Source organism: Pseudomonas sp. A39 (assembly GCF_058145955.1).
Map to the genome: position 1 here is coordinate 35,250 of NZ_JBYVMD010000026.1, position 22,504 is coordinate 57,753.

Consider the following 22,504-nt stretch of genomic DNA (forward strand, 5'->3'; position numbering starts at 1 on the left):
CTCTGTGGCGATCCCCCTTAGAAACTCGACCCATGCACAACCAAACCTGCCCCGACTGGGCCGAAGCCCTGCTCAACGGCTTCAGCCAGATCTTCCTGCAACGCCATCCCCTGTGTGGCCTGCTGTGCCTGCTCGCCATCCTGATCGGCGCACCGGCCCTGCTGGGCGGGGCGCTGCTCGGTGGCGTGGCGGGCTTGCTCACGGCCCAGCGCCGGGGCTATCCCAAGGTTGAACGCCAGGCCGGGCTTTATAGCTATAACGGTGTGCTGCTGGGTGTGTTGCTCAGCCAGCACTTCGTCTGGTCGGCGTTGTTGCCGCCGCTGATCCTGGCGTGCGGCGGCTTGAGTGCGATCCTGACGCGGCACTGGTTGAAACACGCCAGCCAGCCCGATGACTTGCCGGCCTATACCGCACCTTTTGTCGGCCTTGGCTGGTTACTGCTGGGCACGGTACCGCCGAGCACGTTTGCCGTGACCGAGTCGGACACCCTGGCCGTGCTCACCGCGCCCTTCACCGGCCTGGCGCAAATCATGCTGCTGGATCAGCCGGTGGCCGGTGCCTCGATTGCACTGGGCCTGTGGCTGGCCAACCGCCGCGCCTGCGTATGGGCCCTGATCGGCGCCAGTGCCGGCATGCTGATCGCGCTGTGGCTGCAGGAACCCGCCAGCGCCCTCCTCGGCCTGCACGGCTATAACCCGGCGTTGGCCGCCTTGGCACTGAGCCAAGTGCGTCGCCAACCCTGGCTGCCGCTGCTCGGTCTCCTGCTGGCGATCCTCCTCACGCCAGGCTTTGCCGCCCTGCACCTGCCCGCGCTGACCGCACCGTTCATCCTCGCCTGCTGGCTGGTGCACGCAGGCGCCCGAGTGCTGCGCAAACCCCGCATGGACAGGCCCTTCGAATCCCCCTAGGCTTGCTCGATATTCGATTCGGGCGGGATTTATGGACAGCAACAACGACTGGCGCCAGCGGCTCTACGTCATGGTTTTTCAAAGTGACACGGTCGCCGGGCGGCGCTTTGACGGCATCCTGCTGTTGATCATCCTCGCCAGCCTGGTGATCGTGATGCTCGACAGCATCGACCAGATACACCAGAACTATGCCGATGTGCTGGCGTACATCGAGTGGGGCTTCACGCTGATCTTCCTGATCGAGTACGGGTTGCGCCTGTATTGCTCGCCCAAGCCGTTGCGCTATGCCTTCAGCTTTTATGGGTTGGTGGATTTGCTGGCGATCGTGCCCGGCATCCTTGCGCTGTATTACAGCGACGCGCAGTACCTACTGATCATCCGCATCATCCGCATGCTGCGGATCTTCCGCGTGCTCAAGCTCAGCCCCTACCTCAAGCAAGCCAATTACCTGATGGCGGCGCTGCGCGGCAGCAAGCAGAAGATCGTGGTGTTCCTGGTCAGCGTGTGCACCTTGGTCACGGTGTTCGGCACCTTGATGTACGTGATCGAAGGCCCGGAACACGGCTTTACCAGCATCCCGAAAGGCATCTACTGGGCCATCGTCACGCTGACCACCGTGGGCTTTGGCGATATCGTGCCGAAGACGCCGCTGGGCCAGGTGATTTCGTCGCTGGTGATGATCACCGGTTATTCGATCATTGCCGTGCCCACCGGTATTTTCACCGCCGAACTGGCCAGTGCCATGCGCGGTGAGCAGCTGCAAACCGACTGCCCGGTGTGCAAGAAAAACAGCCATGAGCCTAACGCGGCCTTTTGCTCGCGCTGTGGCAATGCGCTTTTTAAGAAAGTGGAATAAGCAAAGTGCGTTTTAATCTTTAAACGTCTATGCGGCGCCAGCTATAGTCGCTGGCAAATTGCCCTCACTCAATCGACAACCTTCTCGAACAACAAGGAATGAGCAGTGAAAAAACTCGTTAGCGCCTCTCTCCTGGCCGCCGGCCTTGCCCTGGCGGGCGCCGTCCAGGCTGCCCCCGTCACACTGCTCAACGTCTCGTATGACGTAATGCGCGACTTCTACAAGGACTACAACGCCGCCTTCCAGAAACACTGGGAAGCCGAGCACCCGAACGACAAGCTGACCCTGCAGATGTCCTTCGGCGGCTCCAGCAAACAAGCGCGCTCGGTGATCGACGGCCTGCCGGCTGACGTGATCACCATGAACATGGCCACCGACATCAATGCCCTGGTCGACAACGGCAAACTGGTGCCGGACAACTGGGTCACCCGCCTGCCGAACAACAGCGCGCCGTTCACCTCGGCCACCGTGTTTATCGTGCGCAAAGGCAACCCCAAAGCCCTGAAAGACTGGCCGGACCTGCTCAAGGATGGCGTGCAGGTGATCGTGCCCAACCCGAAAACCTCGGGTAACGGCCGCTACACCTACCTGTCGGCCTGGGGCTATGTGCTCAAGAACGGCGGCGACGAAAACAAAGCCAAGGCGTTTGTCGGCAAACTGTTCAAACAGGCCCCTGTGCTGGACACCGGTGGCCGTGCCGCCACCACGACCTTCATGACCAACCAGATCGGCGACGTGCTGGTGACCTTCGAGAACGAAGCCGAGATGATCGCCCGTGAATTCGGGCGTGATCAGTTCGAAGTGATCTACCCAAGCGTCTCCGCTGAAGCCGAGCCGCCGGTGTCGGTGGTCGACAAAGTGGTCGAGAAGAAAGGCACCCGCGTGGCCGCCGAAGACTACCTGAAGTACTTGTGGTCGCCGGAAGGTCAGGAAATCGCCGCCAACAACTACCTGCGTCCGCGTGATCCGAAAGTACTGGCCAAGTACACCGACCGCTTCCCGAAAGTCGACTTCCTGTCGGTGGAGAAGACCTTTGGTGACTGGCGCACGGTGCAGAAGACTCACTTCAATGATGGCGGCGTTTTCGACCAGATCTACAGCGGCCAGTAATTGATAAATGTGGGAGGGGGCTTGCCCCCGATGGCGGTATATCAGCTGGTTTATCCGTTGGCTGACACACTGCTATCGGGGGCAAGCCCCCTCCCACATTTGGCTCCGTGTTTGGCCGTTACATCGGCGGTGTCACGCCATCCTTGCCGGCTGAGATGGCTTGGGCTGTGATAGTCCCATCCGCCCCCTGCGCCGCAAACAACACCACCTTCACGCCCGCCTTGAGCAAACTGCGATCCCCCGGTTCCAGGTTGACGATCGGCACATCCTCCGGCACGACGATCTTCTGTTCGCCGCCTTTGTATTTCACGGTCAACGTCCGCCCGTTGCTGACCACCAAATCGCCGACGGTGCCGTTGGTCATGCTGCTGCCTTCTTTCAGATCAAACGCGCGATGCCCGTCGCCCGTACCGGCCATGGCCGGGGGGAACACGTGCACTTCCAGCGCGGTCAGGCTGCCGTCGGGATTGGGCATGGCGGCGGAGCCAATGTAGCTGCCGGGCTTGATCTCATCGATCTTGGCCAGGGTGACCGCGCGCACCTGGGTGGCCGGGGTGAGGTGCACGATGACGTCCTCGCCGCTGTTGACCTTGACGTGCATCGCATCGCCTTCCATCGCCGTAATGGCGCCGCGCACACCCACTCGTGGGGCGTCCGCAGCCTGGGCCAGGCCAACGGCCATGGCGGCGGCAAGCGTGGAAGCCAGGAGCATCTTGTTCAACGTGATTTTCATGACCGTCAATTTCCTGTTTGGGCAGTTGTGCCTGAATGTATCATCAGGCCTCGCGCAGAAAGTTAACGATTCACTCATCATTACCGGGCATGAGTGTTATCACTGCCGACGGCCTACCCCGGCTACGGTGTTGTCTTTAGGCTCGCCCCACTTTCCTTCGCTTTTATGAGAACACCATGAACGCTACTTCCCACGCTACAACCACCATGACCCGGAGCATGGTGATGCTGTTTGCGTTTTGCTGCGGCGCGATCGTCGCCAACATCTACTACGCGCAACCGATCATCGAGCTGATCGCACCGGACATCGGCCTCACGCCCGCCATGGCCAGCCTGATCGTCTCGCTGACGCAAATCGGCTACGCCCTGGGCCTGTTTTTCCTGGTGCCGTTGGGTGATCTGCTGGAAAACCGCAAGCTGATGATCGCCACCACCGTACTCGCTATCGCCAGCCTGTTGGGGGCAGCGGTCACCGAGCAGCCGAACCTGTTCCTGCTGGTGTCGCTGTTGATCGGTTTCAGTTCGGTGTCGGTGCAAATCCTGATTCCACTGGCCGCGCACCTGGCACCCGCCGAGTCCCGTGGCCGGGTGGTCGGCAGCATCATGGGCGGCCTGTTGCTCGGTATCCTGCTGGCTCGGCCGGTGTCCAGCGTAGTGGCGGACCACTTCGGCTGGCGCGCGATGTTCATGGCGGCGGCGGCGTTGATGGCGTTTATCAGCGTGGTGCTGCTGATCACCATCCCCAAGCGCCAACCCGACCACAGCGCCAGCTACGGCCAACTGCTGCGCTCCCTCGGCACCTTGCTGCGTGAGCAACCGGTACTGCGCCAACGCGCGTTTTACCAGGGTTGCATGTTCGCCACCTTCAGCCTGTTCTGGACCGCCGCCCCACTGGAACTGGCGCGCAATCACGGCCTGAGCCAAAGCGAGATCGCGCTGTTTGCCTTGGTCGGTGCACTGGGTGCCATCGCCGCGCCTATCGCCGGGCGCCTGGCCGATGCCGGTCATACCCACCGCGCGTCACTGTTGGCCATGCTGTTCGCCGCGCTGAGCTTCCTGCCGGCCTTCGTGCACCCGCTGTACAGCGTGATCGGCTTGGCGGTGACCGGTGTGGTCCTGGATTTCTGCGTGCAGATGAACATGGTGCTCGGCCAGCGTGCCATCTACGCCCTCGACGCTAACAGCCGCAGCCGCTTGAATGCGCTGTACATGACCAGCATCTTCATCGGCGGCGCCTTCGGCTCAGCCATTGCCAGCAGCGTGTATGAACACGGCGGCTGGCTGGGCGTGATGCTGGTGGGCAGTGCATTTCCGTTGGTGGCGTTGCTGCGGTTCCTGAGTGCTTCGCGCCAGGGCACGGCCGCCACCGCTTGAGTGATGGAATCAGGGCTGTTTTTTTCCAGCGGATGCCTGGCCGGACGACGACGTTAGCAGGCCCAGCAACTGCGAGAAGATCGCTAGCAATGTGACGACAAAGATGTGGATCACGCCAGCGGTACTGTCCTGCTTTTTATCCGGCAAGGGCGCGGGAGTGGGGACAGGCGCCGGTGTGGGAGCAGGCGCCGGCTTGGGCAAGGGTGAGACCTCCGGTGCCTGGCCGTCCCACCGCACATCGGCCGGTTTGATCTCGCCCTTACTCTTGACCAACAAGTCCGCAGTGCCCGTTCCTTTCAGGTCAATGGCCAGGCTTGACTGGCCCGTACTGGCATCCTGCTTAAGCACTGCTTCACCCGCTCGCCCAGTGAACCGATCGGTAAATACCAGGCCACGGACACCCGCGTCCTTCAACGCACCCGACACGTCGATTTTATCGGTACCGCTGGTGAAATCCTCGATCATGTCAGGCTGGTCCGGCGTGGAGTCACTGGCCTTGTCGTAGACAAAGGTATCCGCGCCACCCCCGCCTCTCAGGGTATCAGCGCCCCCACCGCCCTTGAGCCGATTAGCGGCATCATTCCCCGAGAGCGTGTCCCGGCCGGCGCCGCCCATTGCGTTTTCAATCGTGCAGCCCTTGGCAATCGACACATTGCCCTTCAACCCGCCCACATCGGAAAACGATTCGGCGTTCAGGTCGATGTTCTGGTCCTGGACAAACCCGGAGAAATCCATCGTGTCGATCCCCCCGCCGTCCCACACACAGAAGACCGGTTTGTCCGTGGCGCTTTTGAGGCTAAACGCCTCCCTTTCGGTATTGGAATTGAAGCCATAGGTGGTGTCGGTGTTACGGGTTTGATGGTTGGCACCGTACAGGCGTTGTGCCGCGGCGATATCGTCCATCATCGGCGCGGACGGGCTCTGGTTCTTGAAGTCATGGCCCTTCTGATTTTTCTCCGAAAAGTAACTCATGACAGTGCGCGCATGCGTATCCCCTGCGTAGGTCGCGCCAGTCTGGTAATTGGGGTTACCGCCGTTGTAGTCACCCGGATGATGCAGACCGATGGCGTGGCCTATCTCATGAATGGCAGTCAGCGAAAAGTGACTGCCCAATGCGGCTGAGCTGTTCCCCCCCTGTGTGCCAAGCGTGGCCGTGGTGTGAGAAGTGGTACGGTTCGGAGAGGTCGCGACACCACGATCGCTGCGTGGATTGTTGCGCACGTTGAGCGTGCCGTCCGAGCCGCCTGACTGCTCGCGAAAGTTGATATTGGCAACATCCTGCCAAGACTGCAGCGCCTGGCGGACGCGTTGCTGCTGCGGTTGAGTGAAACTGTTGTCTACCGTGTAATGCACATCGACGGTCGAATCATCATTACGGTCATGAAAGCGCAGGTTTTCCCGCGAGAGTTGTTTGGCTGCCTGGTCCGTTGTGTAGGCGGGCTTATTTCCAGCCCCCGCACCAAACGGGCCGGGGTCCGATACCGGCAGGTTATTAAGAGGACTCATACTGCGCAGGTCATAGTTATTCATTGTGCGGCGCCTTCAGTGTGAATAAAAAGAGCCGAATCAAGCCAATTCGGCGTTCGAGTAACCCAGAACGCCGGCCAACCGACCGTTGATCCGCCGTTCTAGAGATACGCTCGCACGCTGAAAAACTGGACACCAACGTAGATGTGGTTCTAACCGCAACACTTGCGCGGTTCGACATACGCGGCGATATAACTAAGCATTCATTTGCAATTTAAACACTCGACAACACAACAACCTGAACGGCATCACGTTGTTTTTGCAGGAAAAAAACAAGATCTAAAAAAACAGGTGTTGTTCAAGTACGCGGTTTTCCGAAGGGTGAGGACATACCTGTTCAACGTTCTTCAAGGCATCCAAAACGGCGCCGGTGGCCGCAGTCGGTGCCCCGTTCAGGACCGCACCAATTTCTCAAGCGCGGCATCGGCCAGGAATGAAGAACGGCTTTTGACCTTGTGCTCGCGCACATAACGGTCAATACGCTGGATGACATAACCGGGCAAGGTCACATTGACCTTCTCGGTCTTGCCCAAGTAGGGCGTGACGTCCAGCTCCAACATGCCCCAGCCCATTTCGGCGTAGTCTTCGTTCGCGTGATGATGGGCCACCGACGTTGGCATCGGAATCACCCCGCCCTCTGCGGCGATGGCTTGCAGCATGATGTGCGCGACTTCCACGGCGGCGTTGTAGGCCTCTTCAAAACTGTCCCCGGCGGTGACTGCGCCTGGGATATCGGGGATCTGGATACCGGTGGCGGTGAAGTCATCGCCCCATTCGATACAGATTGGGTATTGCATGAATGCTCTCCTTAAAACTGAAACAAACCGGCGCGTTTCCTGATGCTTCTGACGGTGCCCAGCGGCAGGTCCTTCTTGGGATGCGGCACCGGGAGGGTGTACGGGTTATAGCGATGGGTAAAAATGTGATGACTGCCGGTGACCCGATCCAATACCCAACCTGCCTCTTGCAGTTCCTTGATCAATAACCTGCTTAGCCCCCCCAGCCTCCTTGGCTTGGCCTGAATAAAAGCAACCCTAGAGTTATCTTTACTCAAGCACAGAATACCCATCCCTGACTGACGGCTGTTTTACTGAATATTGAAAACCCGCCTGCTCAGGGCGGGAAACGCATGACAGCCGTCGTCCATCGCCTTAGGCTTGAGCGCCGCCACGCCAAGCAGGAACAGCCGATGGACCGTCTCACCGCTATGGAAACCTTCGTCCACGTGATCGAAACGGGCTCCTTCTCCGCTGCCGCCAAACGCCTGGGCATCGGTCAGCCCGCCGTCTCCAAAAGCATTGCGCAATTGGAAACGCGCCTGGCCGTGCGGTTGGTGCTGCGCTCCACGCGGGGCCTGACGCCCACCGAAGCAGGCCTGGTGTTTTTCGAGAAGGCCAAGCGCGCCATTGATGAAGCCAACGCCGCTGACGACGCTGCACGCGGCGCGGGGGCGGGGCTCACCGGCACCTTGCGCATCAGCGCTCCGGTAACCTTCGCCCGGATGCACATCATTCCTCACCTGGGCCCCTTCCTGACGCAGTTCCCCGAGTTGAATGTGGACGTTGTGCTCGACGACCGTAGCCTCAACCTGATCGAAGAAGGCATCGATCTCGCCCTGCGCATGGGCAACCTGAATGACTCAAGCCTAACGGCGCGCAAGATCGGTGAATCGCCCTGCGTCATCCTGGGCACCCCGGCTTACTTCGAACGCTTCGGCGAGCCCGCCACACCGGCGGATGTGCTGCAACACCAAGCCATCATCTACACCCGTGGCGAAGGCTCGCACTGGTGCTTTACCCAAGGCGACCAGGAATACCCCATCGTCGCCCATGGGCGCGTGCGCGTCACCGCGGCTGAGGGTGTACGTGCGGCGGTGTTGAGCCATTTGGGGCTGACGTTGTCGTCTACCTGGATGTTCGCGCCGGAGCTGGCCAGTGGCGAAGTGAAGACCGTACTGGCCGATTGGACGTTACCCGCGCGGGATTTATGGGCCGTGTACGCCACGGGCAGAATGGCGAGTGCCAAGGCACGGGCGTTTGTGGAGTATGTGGAGCAGTTGCTGGCTGAAACCCCATCGCCCTGACAATTTGGATCAGAGGTGGAAGCCAGTTCCACCTCAAAGCACGCGCCCATCCCAACCAATGGAAACATGCCGCGGCAACTCCCGGCGGTGCTCCAGCAACCACGCATCCAGCGTATGCCCCACATGGGTCAACACACCCAACTGAGCCCCTGTGTCCTCGATGCTCTGCAACGCCAGCGTCAGGTCATTGTGATTGCGCGGTGCCTGCGGTTGCGGCGGCATGGAGCAATCCAGTACCAGCACGTCCAGCGGTTCACGTTGCAGCCAGGCCAGGGTCGCCGGTGGCAGGCCGACGGTGTCGGTGAGGTAGGCGATGCGCCGCCCCTCGCCTTCCAGCAGGTAACCCAGGGTCGGCTTGGAATGCTGCAACGGTAACGCGGTGACGCTGAGTGGGCCAAACTGCCGGGTTTCGAATTCGCTGAATGGCTGGCTGAAATCCAGGATACCCGGATGCTTGTAGAGGTCGGATAAACCCTCCGGATCCGCAGGCCCATGCACCGGGATCACCAGCCCTTGGCCCCAGCGCAGGTGCAGCAGGCCCTGGGCATGATCGGCGTGGTAGTGGGTTTGCAGAATCCCGTTGAAACTGCGCGGCGGGAAGCGTTCGGTGAGGTCGGGCAAGCCGCTGTCGATCAGCCAGCGCTGGTCGGCGCATTCGATCAGCGCACTGCAAGGTCGGCGGCGCAGGCTGGCATCGCTGCGCGCCAAACCGCACGCGGGGCACTCGCAGCCATACACCGGGACTTGCCGCGCGTCACCGGTGCCAAGCAAGGTCAGGCGCATGCCGAGTGCCCGTGGTCCAGGCAGCACAGCAGGCGTTCGACGGTATGTGCCAGCGGCCCGGAATTGTCCAGGACAAACAACCCCGCGCCATGACCGGCGATCAAGTCGGCCGTGAAGCGCGCATTGCGCGCCAGGCGCGCTTCAATGTCCGCCAACGCCTCACGCCCTCGTGCGATCAAGCGTTGGCGTAACACGGCCTGGTCAACCGTCAGCAGCAACACCAGCAACGTCGGGTAACGTTCGCGCGTCTGCGCCAGGTGCGCGCGGGAGCCGTTGACCAGCACGTCGTCACCCGCCGCCAGCCAGTCGTCGATTTCCCTGGGAATGCCGTAGGACAAGCCATTCGCCTGCCAGCTGAGGGCAAACGCGCCCTCGGCCTGCATCGTGGCAAACTGCTCCGGGCTCACCCCCTGCGCCGCTTCACCCACCGCTTCCGCCGAGCGGGTGATAACGCGGCGCACGATGCGGCAACCGCGCTCGGCCAAACGGGGGCGTGCGGCATCCAGCAGGCTGTCCTTGCCCGAGCCGGAGGGCCCGATGAGATAGATCAACCTGCCTGCCATCAAAACACCCTCTTCGCTTGTCGCCATACTTGTTGCACTACAGGAAGCCCTTGGCGGCTGCGGGCTTGGACCAGGTCGGCGCGCAGGCCAATGGCAATTTCACCGCGATCCTTCAGGCCTGCCGCTTGCGCGGGCGCCAGGCTGATCATCTTGACCGCCCGCGACAGGTCGCCGCCGTCCTGCTGGTCAGCCAGCACAAACGCAGCCTGCAACAGGCTCGCCGGGTAGTAGTCACTGGAAAGTATATCCAGCAACCCCTCGGCCGCCAGGCCCGCCGCGGCCACATTACCCGAGTGCGACCCACCGCGCACCACGTTCGGCGCGCCCATCAAGACTTTCATGTTCAGCGCCTGGCAGCCCTTCGCGGCTTCCAGGGTGGTGGGGAATTCGGCGATGGTCATGCCGTAGCGCGCCGACTCTTCCACGTGGGCCAGTGTCGCGTCGTCGTGGCTGGCCACCGACAGGCCACGCGCCAGGCAATGCTCGACGATGGCCGCGCGATAGCGGTCGCTGTAGGCCAGGGAGTTGGCTTTTTGCAGCACGATGAACGCGTCCATGGTCTCGTCGTTCAGGTGGTACTTGCCCATGTAGTACTCACGGTATTTGGATTCGAGCACGAACTGGCGCTGGCCCGGCGAATGGTCCATCACCGACACCAGCCGCACCAACGGGTTTTCCACCAGGTCGCGGAACACGCTGAGGGTATCCGGGTGGCACAGCTCGCAACGCAGGTGCAGGTGGTGCTCGGCGCGAGTCAGGCCGGCACCTTCCGCCTGGGCGATGGCCTCGAGCATCGCCGGCAGCTTTTTCATGCGGTTGCCCTTGGGGTTCACGTCGCCGATGGACACCGCGTCGAACACCGTGGTGATGCCCGCCGCGATGATCTGCGCATCATGGCTGAGCACCGCGGAGGTCGACGGCCAGTCCACGCCGGGGCGCGGGGTCATGTGTTTTTCCAGGTTGTCGGTGTGCAACTCCACCAGGCCCGGCAACAGGCAATCACCGCCGAGGTCCTGGGCCTGGGGCAGCTGGCTGCGGCCCTCGGCGAGGTCGACGATAGTGCCGTCGCGCAGCACCACCGAGCCCAGGAACATGCGATCAGCCATGACAATCTGGGCATTACTGAGGATCTGTTCAGCGGGCATGGGCGTATTCCTCTGCGGCGACGGACGTGGGGGTCATGTCGAAATGGCGGTCGGCGACCGCTTCACGGGCAGCACGGTCGTGGAAGATGCCGATCAGCGCGGCGCCCTCAGCCTTGGCTTCGTTCATCAGTTCCAGCACCACCTGGCGGTTGTTGTCGTCCAAAGACGCGGTGGGTTCGTCCAGCAGCATCACCGGCCAGGCCACCATGAAACCGCGGGCGATGTTGACGCGCTGTTGCTCGCCACCGGAGAACGTACCGGGTGCCAGTTGCCACAGACGCTGCGGGATGTTCAGGCGGGTCAGCAGGTGCTCGGCGCGGGACTGCGCATTCGCCTTGGACCAGCCGCGCGCCAGGGCCGGCTCCATCACCACATCCAGGCAAGCCACACGCGGGATCACCCGTAGGAATTGGCTGACATAGCCAAGGGTCTGTTGACGCACCTGGAGAATGTCACGCGGCTCGGCGCCGACCAGTTCCAGCCATTCGCCAGCATGGCGCACGCGGATGCTGCCGCCCGCCGCTAGATAATTGCCGTACAAGGTGCGCAGCAAGGTGCTTTTACCCGCACCGGACGCGCCATGCAGCACCATGCACTCACCGCCCTGCACGCTGAATTCCACGCCGCGCAACACGTTGAGCACCACGCCGTTCTGCTGGTGCAGGGTGAAGGTTTTCGAAAGGTCACGGACCTCGATCAAGGCATTTGTCATGGCTGCAATACCGAAGACACCAGCAGTTGAGAGTAAGGGTGCTGTGGATCGTCGAGGATCTGGTCGGTGAGCCCGGTTTCCACCACCCGCGAGCGGCGCATGACCATCAGGCGGTCGGCCAGCAGCCGCGCCACGGCCAGGTCGTGGGTGACGATCACCACCGCCAGGTCCAGCTCACGCACCAGGCCGCGCAACAGGTCGAGCAGGCGCGCTTGCACCGACACATCCAGGCCGCCGGTGGGCTCATCCATAAACACCAGGCGTGGGCTGGAGACCAGGTTGCGGGCGATTTGCAGGCGCTGCTGCATGCCGCCGGAGAAGGTGCGCGGCAAGTCGTCGATACGCTGGGGGTCGATTTCCACCTGGCTCAACCAGTCCAACCCGGCGCCGCGCAGTTGCTCATAGTTGCGCACGCCTTGGGCCATCAGACGCTCACCGATATTGGCGCCCGCCGACACGCCCATGCGCAGGCCGTCGCGAGGGTTCTGCTCGACGAAGCCCCATTCGGTCCGCAGCAAGGTGCGGCGCTCGGCTTCGCTGGCGCTGTAGAGGTCCAGCCATTCGCCGTCCTTGCTGCGATAGCCGATGCTGCCCGCTTGCGGTGGCAGACGCCCGCTCAACAACGAGAGCAAGGTGGATTTACCCGAGCCGGACTCGCCGACGATGCCCAGCACTTCGCCGGGGTACAGATCGAAGCTGACGTCCTGGCAGCCCTTCTCCGGGCCGTACAGCAGGGACAGGTCGCGCACTTGCAGTAGCGGTGCGTCGGCTTTTTGCTTCAAAAGAACCTGGCTCATTGGTTGTTCTCCAGAACCCGTTGGGCGCAATACCAGGTGTCGGAGCACACGAAACGCTGGGTCCCGGCGTCATCCAGAATCAGCTCATCAAGGAACGACTCATGGCTGCCGCAGATCGCGCAGTTGTGCTCCCACTGCTGCACGGCGAACGGGTGGTCTTCAAAGTCGAGGCTGGTGACCTGCGTATACGGCGGCACCGCGTACAGGCGCTTTTCGCGACCGGAGCCGAACAACATCAGCGCCGGGCTCATGTCGAGTTTCGGGTTGTCGAATTTAGGGATCGGCGACGGGTCCATCACGTAGCGCTCGTCGACCATCACCGGGTAGGCGTAGCTGGTGGCGATATGGCCGAAGGTGGCGATGTCTTCGTAGAGCTTTACGTGCATCACCCCGTAATCATTCAGGGCGTGCATGGTGCGGGTCTCGGTTTCCGACGGTTCGATGAAGCGCAACGGCTCGGGGATCGGCACTTGGTAAACCATGATCTGCCCAGCCTGCAAGGGTGTTTCCGGGATGCGGTGGCGGGTCTGGATCAGCGTGGCGTCCGGCGTGGCTTCGGTGGTGGCGATGCCCGCAGTGCGCGCGAAAAAGCGGCGGATCGACACGGCGTTGGTGGTGTCATCGGCGCCCTGGTCGATGACCTTGAGCACGTCATCCGCGCCGAGGATCGCGGCGGTCAGTTGCATGCCGCCCGTGCCCCAGCCATACGGCAATGGCATTTCGCGGCCACCGAACGGTACCTGGTAACCGGGGATCGCCACCGCCTTGAGCAACGCGCGGCGGATCATGCGTTTGGTCTGTTCGTCGAGGTAGGCGAAGTTGTAGGCCGTGTCATTCATGGCGGGAGCCCTCGGCGGATTGGCGCAGTTTGCGGATCAGCTCCAGCTCGGACTGGAAGTCCACGTAGTGCGGTAGCTTGAGGTGCGAGACAAAACCGGCGGCCTCGACGTTGTCGCAGTGCGCCAGCACGAACTCCTCGCGCTGGGCCGGCGAGACGATCTCTTCGTTGTATTCCCCGGCGCGCAACGAGCGGTCGACCAACGCCATCCCCATGGCCTTGCGCTCGGCATGCCCGAACGCCAGGCCATACCCGCGCGTGAACTGCGCCAGCTCAGTGGCCGAGCCAACGAACTGGTTGACCATCTCGCACTCGGTCACTTCGATGCTGCCCAGGCAAATGGGGAAGCCCAGCTCTTGCGGATCGATCCACACGTCCACATCGCCGATGCGAATCTCGCCGGCAAACGGGTGATTGCGGCCGTAGCCACGTTGGGTCGAGTAGCCCAGCGCCAACAGGAAGCCTTCATCGCCACGGGCCAGGGCCTGCAGGCGTTCGGCACGGCTGGCGGGGTATTCCAGCGGGTCGCGAGTGATGTCGGCGACCGTGGCGTTGTCGTCGACTTCGGGCTTGATCAGGCCTTCTTTGGCGAGCAGGCCGAGGACGCGTGGGCAGGCTTCCAACGTCGCCTCCGGCGTGGTCTGCGGCCCTGGATATTCACCTTCGGCCAGCAGCGCAAAATCCAGCAGGCGATGGGTGTAATCGAAGGTCGGGCCGAGCAATTGACCGCCCGGCACGTCCTTGAACGTGGCCGACAAACGCCGGCTCAGCGACATGTGCGCGGTGTCGATCGGCAGGCTCGGGCTGAAGCGCGGCAGCGTGGTGCGGTAGGCGCGCAGCAGGAAGATTGCTTCCACCAGATCCCCCGCCGCTTGCTTGATCGCCAGCGCGGCGAGTTCTTCGTCGAACAGCGAACCTTCCGTCATCACCCGTGCCACGGCCAACGGCAGTTGCTCGCGGATTTGCGTCACGCTCAGTTCCGGAATCGCGGTATCGCCACGGCGTTTTTTCGCCAGCAGGCGGTGGGCATTGTCGATGGCCTGTTCGCCACCTTTGACGGCTACGTACATCAGGCGTGCTCCTGTGCAATGCGGCTGCTGCGTGGCAGGCCGATCAAGTGGTGGCCGGCAGCGAACACAACGTCCAGCCCGCGGGGGAAAGCTTCGCGGCGCTGACGTTCGTGCCAGAAGTCTTGGGGCACCGGCAGGTGCACCTGGCGCTGGGCCTTGATGCCGGGGCCGCGCCACAGCAGGCCGCGACCGCCTTCCAGGTCGGTGAGCTGCACGAGCAGGGTGCAGGACTGATCGGGGTAGCGGTCATTGCCGTGGTCGAAGCCACTGAGGTCGAGCAGGTCCTGTTCGCCGAGCAGCGCGAAGACCGCGTCTTCGCGCTTCGACGTCAACGGGCAGCCGCAATGGAAGGCCAGGTTGGCGCGGATCAGCGGCGTTTCGAAGCTCGGCGCCAGCCATAGCGGCGTGTCGGTATCCAAGAGCGCCAGGCACAAGGCGTAGGTGGCGGGCGCCAGGCCGTCGAGGCGTGGCGCGCACGGCAGGTGCTGGATCAAACCGGGCTCGGCGAGGGCCTTGAGTGCGGCACGAAAACCGCGCTGGGCATCAAGGACCGGGTCAACAAACGCCGGCTGCAACAGTGGCGCACTCATCAGTTTTCTCCTCGTACGAGCGTGAAGAACTCGACCTTGGTGGCGGCGGTATCGGCTTCTTTTTGCGCACGGCGGGCGGCCTGGGCATTGGCCAGCGCGGTGATCAAATCGCTGAGCCAGCGGCTGGGCTGCGTGCCTTGCAGATGGGCATCGGCCAAGGCGGCCAACTCGGCATGGACCTTGTCGCGCCCGGCCAGGTAGCTGTAGCCGGTGCGGCCATCGGCCAGGCGCACCACACAGCGGGTCACGCTCATTTCGCCGACGTTAAACGGCGCGCCATCGCCGCCCATGCGGCCGCGCACCAGGGTCATGCCGATTTCCGGGGCGCGGATCAGTTGGTATTCGGCGTCCTTCAACGCGGCTTCGTGGGGCTGCAGTTCACTGAGCTGGGCGCGAGCAAGCACGCCGATCCAGTGTTGACGCGGGGACAGGCTCATCAAAGGCTCCATCAAGTCATCACCTGGTACTGGAAGCGATCCGAACGGCTGGTGGACTGCGCCAGCTCCACCGGGTGGCCATCGCGATCGCGGGAAAGGGTGAATACGGTGAGCGCCGGCAAATGCCGGGGCATCATCAGCAGCGCGGCTTCGTCACGGTTGGGCAAACGCGCACCGATCAGGCTGTGGGTGCGGGTCAGCGGCAGGTCACGCTCGCGCAGGTAGTGGCGCAAAGACCCGCCGGTGTAGTCGGCCAGCAACGGCGCGCGGCTGGCGCAGTAGCGATGGCGGATCAGGCTGACGGGCTGGTGGTCGAGCTTGCGCAGGGTTTGCAGTTCGATCATTGGCGCCATCTCGGCGATGCCTAAGTGCTGCGCCTCTTCACGGCTGGCGTAGCAGTAGCGGCGCTTGAGCAACAGCGCTTCCACCCCTACGCCCTGGGCCGACAACGATTGGCTATAGGAGGTCTCGGCGCCCATCGGGTAGATGAGCGGGCGGTCGAGCACCTGGGTGCCCTTTCCCTGGCGGCGTAACAGGCTGCCTTCGAACACCAGCTCGTCGATAGCCCGGCGCAGGGTGTGGCGGTTGACGCCAAAGCGCTCGGCCATGTGCACCTCGCCGGGCAGGAAGTCGCCGGCCTGATAGCTGCTCAGTTCACGGCGCAGGATATCCGCGAGTTCGCGGTACACCGGCTCATCTTGTCTAGACAACTGCATGTTAAAAAAAAGCGCCGCGTGGGCACCCCTCCGACGTCAGATGAACTGCTTGCGCAGGCGTTGGGACAACACGTCGATAGCGCTCACCACCACGATGATCACCAGCAACACCGCGCAGGTTTGTACGAACTGGAAGGCGCGGATGTTTTCCCAGAGGATCACGCCGATCCCGCCCGCACCGACCATGCCCACCACCGTCGCCGAACGGACGTTGGCTTCGAAGCGGTACAGCGCGTAGCTCACCCACAGCGGCATCACTTGGGGGATCACGCCGTAGATCACTTCCTGCAGGGCGCTCGCGCCGGTGGCACGTACGCCTTCCACCGGGCCTGGGTCGATGGCTTCGACGGCTTCGGCAAACAGCTTGGCGAGCACGCCGGTGGTGCTGATCCACAGGGCCAATACACCGGCGAAAGGGCCGAGGCCGACGGCGACCACGAACAACATCGCGAAGACCATTTCATTGATGGAGCGGAAGGCGTCCATGACCCGGCGCAGGGGTTGGTGCACCCACCAGGGGGTGATGTTGTCGGCGCACAAGATGCCCAGCGGCACCGAGCAGACGATGGCCAACACCGTGCCCCAGAGGGCGATTTGTACGGTGACGATCATCTCCTTGAGGTAGGAGCGCCACTCGTGGAAGTCCGGCGGGAAGAAGTCGGCGGCGAAGGTCGCCATGTTTCCGGAGTCGCGGTACAGCGCCAGCGGGTTCATTTCCGCGCCGTGCCAGGCCCAGGCGAGCAAGACCAGGAACAGGCCCCAGCCGAGGTATTGCGGCCACGTGCGTTTGCCGACGGCTTCAGCGTGCAAGGTAGTCATGGGTCACTCTCGATCAATGTGTATGAGTGGGCTTTCTGTGGTGAGCCTGGCTTCTGTGGTGAGCGGGCTTGCCCCGCGCTGGGCTGCGCAGCAGCCCCAATGGCTCTGCTGTGAACCCGGAGGGGGACAAGCCCCCTCACCCCAAAAGCACTCCGCATACAGGCGGGGGATTAGCCGTTGACCGCAGTTTTCTTGTCCAGCTCGGAAATGCGCTGTTGCAGCTTCGCCAGGTCGGCGTCGATGTCGGCGAGTTTCTTGGCCTTGTCGGCCGCGTCCAGCTTGCTGTCAGCGCTGATCGTGGTGCGCTGCTTGAACAGCTCCAGCTGGCGGATCGGCAACAGTTGGTCGTCGTTGGAGGCGAGGAACTTGCCCAGCTGCATGTTCTTCAGCACCGCTTTCTCTTCATCGGTGTCGCCATAGTTGGCAAAGAAATCGCGGATCTTGGTTTTCTCGCTGTCGCTCAGCGCCTTGCTCCACACCATCGGGTCGGCCGGGATCAGCGGAGATTTCCAGATCACCTTGAGCATCGCGGCTTTGTCGGGCTGGGTGACTTCCAGGCGGTCCCAGCTTTCGGTGTTGAAGGTGGCCACGTCCAACTGCCCCTTGGCCACGCTCAACGCGTTGACCTCATGGCTGGAGTTCAGCGTGCGTTTGAACGCCGTGGCGGCGTCCACGTTGTTCTTGGCGAACACGTAGTAGCCCGGCACCAGGTAGCCCGAGGTGGAGTTCGGGTCACCGTTGCCGAAGGTCAGGTTCTTGGCATTCTTGAGCATGTCGTCGACGTTGTTGATCGGGCTGTCCTTGCGCACGATCAGCACGCTCCAGTAACCGGCGGCGCCGTTGGCGGCAGCGGTCTGGGCGAAGATCTCGCCGTTGGAACGGTCCACCGCTTCCATCGCGGCCTTGTTGCCCAGCCAGGCCACGTCGACCTTGTTGAAGCGCATGCCCTGGATCAGGCCGGCGTAGTCGGAGGCGAAGGTGGCGTTGATGGTCAGGCCGGTCTTCTTGTGCATGTCATCCAGGAACGGCTGCCAGATGCTCTTGAGGTTCTGCGAAGACTCGGTGGACATGATGCCGAAATTGATCACCTTGTCAGCGGCGTGGGCGTTGCCCAGCGCGACACTGGCCAGCAACACGGCAGACAAAAACACATGGCCGATACGGTTCAACATGGACGGGACTCCTGTGGGTCGTGAGTAGGGTTTCAAGCGCGCGCCAGGGCCAGCCGAGGGGGCGCTTCGGCACGGCGGGTTTGGTCGGAACACATCAGGCTGGTGTCGACGTCGGCACCGTATAAATCGTTGAGAAACTGGCTGCTCATCGAACTGCCCTGCCCGTCGAAATGAATGCGCCCGCCTTTCAGAGCCACGGCACGCGGGCAGTAACGCATGGCGTAATCGACTTGATGCAGGGTTACCACCACGGTCTTGCCGTCGCGGCGGTTGATGTCGGCGAGGATCTCCATGACCTTGCGCGCCGACTCTGGGTCGAGGGACGCGATCGGTTCGTCGGCCAGGATCACCTCGGCGCGCTGAGTCAACGCACGGGCAATCGCCACGCGCTGCTGCTGGCCGCCGGACAAGGTCGAAGCCCGTTGCGCGGCCAGATCGGCCAGGCCGACGCGCGCCAGCGACGCCATGGCAAACGCCTTCTCCTCGGCATTGAACAGCCCCAGGTTGCCACGCCAGCGCGGCATGCGGCCCAGGCACCCGAGCAGCACGTTGTCGAGCACGCTCAGGCGATTGACCAGGTTGAACTGCTGGAAGATGTAGCCGATGTCCGCCCGCAACCGCCGCACCTTGCCATTCAAGCGTCCGCTGGCCTGCACCTCCCGGCCCAGCACCTTGACGCTGCCGCCGTTGCGCTTGTCGCAACAGGCCAGGCCCGCCAAATGGCGCAACAACGTGGACTTGCCGGAACCGGAAGCGCCAATCAGCGCGACCATCTCACCAGCGGCAACGGTGAGTTCGAGGTCGACCAACGCGGGCTTCTTCGCAAAGGTCTTGTTCAAGTGATCGACATGGATAGCGTGCGTCATGGGCTTCTCTGTCTTGTTTGAACAGCCAGGGGATGGCTGCGGTTGAGTTCAAACGACAGTAGGCGCGGGAGGTGTCAGTGCTATTACTTGCACATGACTGGAGGGGGTCGGCTGGATGAAGGTTTTGTGAAAGGTTGGAATGTCACCGCAACCCTCTGTGGCGAGGGAGCAAGCTCCCTATCCACAGGGGTGGAGGTGTTTCACTGAGATTCGAAGGGCGAAACAGTCGGAAGCCTCTTCAGTTCAAAATCCTCGAGGACCAGCATTGCTCCATTGGAAAGCTGCCAGGTGTAAAAATCCGAAAAGTCCCCGATGGCCAACGCCCGGATTACCTTGGCCAAAAAACCATGCGCCACCAGCAAAACCGACTGGGTTGGATAGAGTGCCGCCAGTTCGGCAAGGCCTTGGTGCACTCGCGTGACCACCTCGGCAATCGACTCACCGCCCGTTGGCCCGATCGCCCATTGCCGCGTGATGTTCTGCGCCCAAAGCGCTGGGTGCAAGGCTTTGGCTTGTGCCTGGGTCAAACCCTCGAAAACACCCACATCGCGCTCGCGGAAGCTGTCCATCGTCACGGGTTCAAGGTTCAACGCCTGATTAAGAATCTGCGCCGTTTGCTGGGCTCGCAGGCGTGGAGAGACGATCAACACTTCGATGCCGCAGGGCAGGTTCTTGCTCAGAGAGGCGGCCTGTTCCCTGCCCCGCTCGGTCAATTCCGGATCGAGTGCGCCGAGGTAGCGGTGCTCGGCGTTGGCCCAGGTTTCGCCGTGGCGTATGACGTGGAGATGCATGAGGTCCGTCTCGTTGAAAGCGGAATGAGAAAATGAACAACGGCGCAAACTTCAACGCCTCCCTATATAGCTTCCCTGCAACTCAAGTGCGCGCACTCTGCGGTAATCTGCTGCGATAACTGCACGGTCCGCATGAACCAGATAGACAGTCCCTGGCTGACTGAAAACGTCATGGGTCGCGCCTATGTGCTCACCGTTCTCAACGTAAAAAGCCGCTTCATAAAAAGAATCCAGCTTGCGCAGCTCGCTCAAGAACTGGTCCTTATAGAAATAGCCTTCCAAGCGGTTGATCAGGCCAACATTGTAGGTATGTTGCAACAGTTGATAATGCTCTCCTTTAACCAGCCGCTGCGTAAAATGTTCAGGTTCGACGATGGATAACACCACCGCATCAATCTGCCCAAGACCAGTGGTTTGCCTGGATACGCCCGGGCGAAGAATGCCATCGGTACGGGCTGCAATTTCCACCAATTTCGGCCCGTCCTCGGTGAACATGACCTCCGCGTGGCTGGGTCCATTGTGGATACCCAAGCATCGCACTACGGCCCGAGTGTAATCCACCAATACCGAATAGACCGCCGAGTCGGGCCCGATTAACTCGTCAATGTCATAGAGGATGCCGCCCCCCTGCGTGCGCTGCTTTTGATAGCGCACGACTTCAGTGACGAGCTGCTGGCCGTCCAGGGAGACCATATTCACCACATACTCCAACCCGGCCAGGTACTCCTGAATCAAGACCTGGGTGTTTGGGATACTCAATCGGTTTGTCGTCCCCAACAACTTTTTCACGGCGATCTCACAAGCGTCCATGTCCTCGCAAACAAACACCCCATCCGCTCCTGCACTCTCAAGGGGTTTGATTACCACAGGAAAACGCCCGTGGGTGTTGATCCAGCCTTGTGCGAGGTCCCAGGTACTGGCGAGGAACTGTCGTGCGGCGGGTAATTGCGCCTGGGTAATGCACTGGATCATCTCGTACTTGTTTCGACGGGCATGGGTTTTGTCGAAATCATTGCGATACGGTAGCTGCAGTCGCTCGTTCAACTGGTCGGCGAGCAGCACACCGGTTTCGGCACCGGCGATGATGAACTGAGGCTCGAAATACTCGACACTCGCCACCGTCGCTGCGAGATCGATATTGACGATCATCTGGTCATACAGCGTTTGGTCGAAGCCCTTGTAATAGTAACGATCCAAACTGCCGGATGAGGCCACATGCATCAGCAAGCACCCCTCTTCGTTCAGTCGTTTCGCGACAAATTTACCGGATGAAAATCCGTCGACCACCACTACTTTAATCATGGTACCGCCCTCCTCATTGCGTACAAGGCCCGCCCCAACAGCAAAAGCACAATGATGCTGACGGCCGCGACACTCGCCACGGAAAACGCCACTCGGGCATCCAGGTACTGGAGTAACAGGACAAATACCGGAAGGGTCAGCAACACCAGAGATACGTGGATCGGAGTGAGGTAATAGATGGTTTTCTGGATCAAGTAAATCGGCAATAAATGGCCGATCACCACCAGGATCAACATGGGCAGAATTAACTCTCGATTAATGGAAAAACTTCCCCCCGCCACAGGAATTGCGATGACACAAACAGCGATCATGGCGATGTTTCTGACGGCCAGGATTTCATAAATGGCCCACTGCCGAGCAAACATTTTCTTTGAAAATACTGTGTACATGACAGTGCCCAGGGCGCAAACGATAACGCTGAAGATCCCCAGTGACCGCTGGCCTACGGAGGTAGTGGATATACCGCTCTCCCCGGCAAAGGAGTTGAACAACATAACTCCAACTGAGAAGAGCACCAGGCCCGAGACCAATGCGTCCTCCAAAGCAATCCTGGCACCACGTTTATCGAGCAGAGAAATAAGCAAAGTGAGTGCAGGGCCACAGGCCACCGATGCGACTCCGACGACTGCGGGCTCGAGATAACGGAGGGCGTAGAACAGTCCGCCCCAGTTAAGTAGCACCGAAACATTCACAACGATGATGCTCTTCCAATCAACCTTGATTTTTAAACTCAAGGACGCCGAATTTCGATGGATCGCACATGCCAGAAAAAGTACTGCTGAGGACATAAAGCAGTAGAAAATGACCACCACCGTACTGAGGGTTTGCGTGACGAATGCTACGTATACGTCGAACGCGGCGCTCAATAAGCAAAATGTTAATCCGATGAAAATGCCCTGCTTCAGCACGACGGCACACCTTTTTTTTCAGTTATTCAACCTAGCAAATCAGGTGTGGATTAAATACTGACCGAACAGCTAGGTAGGACCGGACACACACGCAAATACCGGACTATCCCTACACCTCAGCGCTCCCCAGGTAATCAATATGTGGAGCGAGCTGTACGCAGGAGGCCCTGCCCTTCCAGGTATCCACTCCCCGGTCGACCACCTGCGTACGGCTCACCTTTTTCAACGTTTCCTAGGACAGCCCCTACACAGATTTCGGGTTGCGTCCGATCAACCTCGCCGTTAACCTTCGCGGGTCGCTGCAAAATCAGCGAACGGGTGTGGTAGCCCGGTTCTTTCATAGATCCCCAAAACGCTTACGGGCGTTTTTTTGTGCGGGCTGCTTTGTGGCGGCTGTGCATGGGA

Annotated in this window: 25 protein-coding genes; 5 read left to right on the plus strand and 20 right to left on the minus strand. The window is 61.3% G+C overall.

Going from position 1 to position 22,504, the window contains the following annotated elements; genetic code table 11:
- Positions 1 to 32 precede the first annotated feature (32 nt).
- From AC3ZU9_RS19415 to AC3ZU9_RS19425, 3 genes are all read left to right on the plus strand, one after another.
- A complete protein-coding gene (locus AC3ZU9_RS19415; RefSeq protein ID WP_490091201.1) occupies positions 33 to 908 on the plus strand; it encodes an urea transporter in 876 nt (291 codons plus the stop codon).
- A 31-nt stretch (positions 909 to 939) separates the two neighbouring features.
- Positions 940 to 1,764, plus strand: coding sequence for an ion transporter (locus tag AC3ZU9_RS19420; protein ID WP_012723069.1), 825 nt, complete (start codon positions 940 to 942; stop codon positions 1,762 to 1,764).
- 105 nt (positions 1,765 to 1,869) lie between these two features.
- Positions 1,870 to 2,874: a sulfate ABC transporter substrate-binding protein gene (locus tag AC3ZU9_RS19425; RefSeq protein ID WP_033897617.1), complete on the plus strand. Its 1,005-nt coding sequence runs from the start codon at positions 1,870 to 1,872 to the stop codon at positions 2,872 to 2,874.
- 118 nt (positions 2,875 to 2,992) lie between these two features.
- On the opposite strand, the gene AC3ZU9_RS19430 is transcribed toward AC3ZU9_RS19425, so the two are convergent.
- Positions 2,993 to 3,607, minus strand: coding sequence for a DUF5666 domain-containing protein (locus AC3ZU9_RS19430; RefSeq protein WP_490091202.1), 615 nt, complete (start codon positions 3,605 to 3,607; stop codon positions 2,993 to 2,995).
- Positions 3,608 to 3,783: 176 nt separating this feature from the next.
- On the opposite strand from AC3ZU9_RS19430, the gene AC3ZU9_RS19435 reads away from it, so the two are divergent.
- Positions 3,784 to 4,980, plus strand: a complete 1,197-nt coding sequence (locus AC3ZU9_RS19435; protein WP_012723066.1) for an MFS transporter — start codon at positions 3,784 to 3,786, stop codon at positions 4,978 to 4,980.
- A gap of 9 nt (positions 4,981 to 4,989) precedes the next feature.
- Here the strand turns inward: AC3ZU9_RS19435 and AC3ZU9_RS19440 are convergent, their stop codons facing one another.
- The 3 genes from AC3ZU9_RS19440 to AC3ZU9_RS19450 all read right to left on the minus strand — a co-directional run bounded on the left by AC3ZU9_RS19440 (position 4,990) and on the right by AC3ZU9_RS19450 (position 7,510).
- Positions 4,990 to 6,510 carry a M10 family metallopeptidase C-terminal domain-containing protein gene (locus AC3ZU9_RS19440; RefSeq protein WP_490091203.1) on the minus strand — a complete coding sequence of 507 codons (1,521 nt, stop codon included), beginning with the start codon at positions 6,508 to 6,510 and terminating at the stop codon, positions 4,990 to 4,992.
- 389 nt (positions 6,511 to 6,899) lie between these two features.
- Positions 6,900 to 7,304 (minus strand): type II toxin-antitoxin system HicB family antitoxin, encoded by a 405-nt coding sequence (locus AC3ZU9_RS19445; protein WP_012723064.1) that lies wholly within the window; start codon positions 7,302 to 7,304, stop codon positions 6,900 to 6,902.
- A gap of 11 nt (positions 7,305 to 7,315) precedes the next feature.
- Positions 7,316 to 7,510: a type II toxin-antitoxin system HicA family toxin gene (locus AC3ZU9_RS19450; protein ID WP_490091213.1), complete on the minus strand. Its 195-nt coding sequence runs from the start codon at positions 7,508 to 7,510 to the stop codon at positions 7,316 to 7,318.
- Positions 7,511 to 7,696: 186 nt separating this feature from the next.
- Here AC3ZU9_RS19450 and AC3ZU9_RS19455 point away from each other — a divergent pair, with 186 nt between their 5' ends.
- Positions 7,697 to 8,590 (plus strand): LysR family transcriptional regulator, encoded by an 894-nt coding sequence (locus tag AC3ZU9_RS19455; RefSeq protein ID WP_490091214.1) that lies wholly within the window; start codon positions 7,697 to 7,699, stop codon positions 8,588 to 8,590.
- Between the two features lie 33 nt (positions 8,591 to 8,623).
- Here the strand turns inward: AC3ZU9_RS19455 and phnP are convergent, their stop codons facing one another.
- The 16 genes from phnP to AC3ZU9_RS19535 all read right to left on the minus strand — a co-directional run bounded on the left by phnP (position 8,624) and on the right by AC3ZU9_RS19535 (position 22,099).
- The gene (gene phnP, locus AC3ZU9_RS19460; protein ID WP_490091204.1) at positions 8,624 to 9,373 is read right to left on the minus strand and encodes a phosphonate metabolism protein PhnP; all 750 of its coding nucleotides are present in this window, start codon (positions 9,371 to 9,373) and stop codon (positions 8,624 to 8,626) included.
- Positions 9,364 to 9,936: a phosphonate metabolism protein/1,5-bisphosphokinase (PRPP-forming) PhnN gene (phnN, locus tag AC3ZU9_RS19465; RefSeq protein WP_012723060.1), complete on the minus strand. Its 573-nt coding sequence runs from the start codon at positions 9,934 to 9,936 to the stop codon at positions 9,364 to 9,366. Before phnN ends, phnP begins: the two co-directional genes overlap by 10 nt.
- Positions 9,936 to 11,081 carry an alpha-D-ribose 1-methylphosphonate 5-triphosphate diphosphatase gene (locus tag AC3ZU9_RS19470; RefSeq protein ID WP_046035727.1) on the minus strand — a complete coding sequence of 382 codons (1,146 nt, stop codon included), beginning with the start codon at positions 11,079 to 11,081 and terminating at the stop codon, positions 9,936 to 9,938. Before AC3ZU9_RS19470 ends, phnN begins: the two co-directional genes overlap by 1 nt.
- Positions 11,071 to 11,793, minus strand: a complete 723-nt coding sequence (phnL, locus tag AC3ZU9_RS19475; RefSeq protein WP_490091205.1) for a phosphonate C-P lyase system protein PhnL — start codon at positions 11,791 to 11,793, stop codon at positions 11,071 to 11,073. Before phnL ends, AC3ZU9_RS19470 begins: the two co-directional genes overlap by 11 nt.
- Positions 11,790 to 12,590: a phosphonate C-P lyase system protein PhnK gene (phnK, locus tag AC3ZU9_RS19480; RefSeq protein WP_046035728.1), complete on the minus strand. Its 801-nt coding sequence runs from the start codon at positions 12,588 to 12,590 to the stop codon at positions 11,790 to 11,792. The genes phnL and phnK overlap by 4 nt, the downstream gene beginning before the upstream one ends.
- Positions 12,587 to 13,429, minus strand: coding sequence for an alpha-D-ribose 1-methylphosphonate 5-phosphate C-P-lyase PhnJ (locus AC3ZU9_RS19485; RefSeq protein ID WP_490091206.1), 843 nt, complete (start codon positions 13,427 to 13,429; stop codon positions 12,587 to 12,589). The genes phnK and AC3ZU9_RS19485 overlap by 4 nt, the downstream gene beginning before the upstream one ends.
- Entirely contained in the window at positions 13,422 to 14,498 is a 1,077-nt protein-coding gene (locus tag AC3ZU9_RS19490; protein ID WP_064052906.1) for a carbon-phosphorus lyase complex subunit, read from the minus strand. Before AC3ZU9_RS19490 ends, AC3ZU9_RS19485 begins: the two co-directional genes overlap by 8 nt.
- Positions 14,498 to 15,088 (minus strand): phosphonate C-P lyase system protein PhnH, encoded by a 591-nt coding sequence (gene phnH, locus AC3ZU9_RS19495; RefSeq protein ID WP_093546116.1) that lies wholly within the window; start codon positions 15,086 to 15,088, stop codon positions 14,498 to 14,500. Before phnH ends, AC3ZU9_RS19490 begins: the two co-directional genes overlap by 1 nt.
- On the minus strand, positions 15,088 to 15,525 hold the full coding sequence (gene phnG, locus AC3ZU9_RS19500) for a phosphonate C-P lyase system protein PhnG (protein ID WP_490091207.1): 438 nt from the start codon (positions 15,523 to 15,525) through the stop codon (positions 15,088 to 15,090). The genes phnH and phnG overlap by 1 nt, the downstream gene beginning before the upstream one ends.
- A gap of 11 nt (positions 15,526 to 15,536) precedes the next feature.
- Positions 15,537 to 16,241, minus strand: coding sequence for a phosphonate metabolism transcriptional regulator PhnF (phnF, locus tag AC3ZU9_RS19505; protein ID WP_012723052.1), 705 nt, complete (start codon positions 16,239 to 16,241; stop codon positions 15,537 to 15,539).
- A 36-nt stretch (positions 16,242 to 16,277) separates the two neighbouring features.
- Positions 16,278 to 17,060, minus strand: coding sequence for a phosphonate ABC transporter, permease protein PhnE (gene phnE / locus AC3ZU9_RS19510; RefSeq protein ID WP_012723051.1), 783 nt, complete (start codon positions 17,058 to 17,060; stop codon positions 16,278 to 16,280).
- A gap of 170 nt (positions 17,061 to 17,230) precedes the next feature.
- Positions 17,231 to 18,232, minus strand: a complete 1,002-nt coding sequence (gene phnD, locus AC3ZU9_RS19515) for a phosphonate ABC transporter substrate-binding protein (RefSeq protein ID WP_012723050.1) — start codon at positions 18,230 to 18,232, stop codon at positions 17,231 to 17,233.
- Between the two features lie 32 nt (positions 18,233 to 18,264).
- Positions 18,265 to 19,098 (minus strand): phosphonate ABC transporter ATP-binding protein, encoded by an 834-nt coding sequence (gene phnC / locus AC3ZU9_RS19520; RefSeq protein ID WP_231809660.1) that lies wholly within the window; start codon positions 19,096 to 19,098, stop codon positions 18,265 to 18,267.
- Positions 19,099 to 19,298: 200 nt separating this feature from the next.
- Entirely contained in the window at positions 19,299 to 19,889 is a 591-nt protein-coding gene (locus AC3ZU9_RS19525; RefSeq protein WP_102060280.1) for a histidine phosphatase family protein, read from the minus strand.
- 51 nt (positions 19,890 to 19,940) lie between these two features.
- A complete protein-coding gene (locus AC3ZU9_RS19530) occupies positions 19,941 to 21,191 on the minus strand; it encodes an ATP-grasp domain-containing protein (protein ID WP_490091208.1) in 1,251 nt (416 codons plus the stop codon).
- Entirely contained in the window at positions 21,188 to 22,099 is a 912-nt protein-coding gene (locus AC3ZU9_RS19535; RefSeq protein WP_093546104.1) for a DMT family transporter, read from the minus strand. The genes AC3ZU9_RS19530 and AC3ZU9_RS19535 overlap by 4 nt, the downstream gene beginning before the upstream one ends.
- Positions 22,100 to 22,504 lie beyond the last annotated feature (405 nt).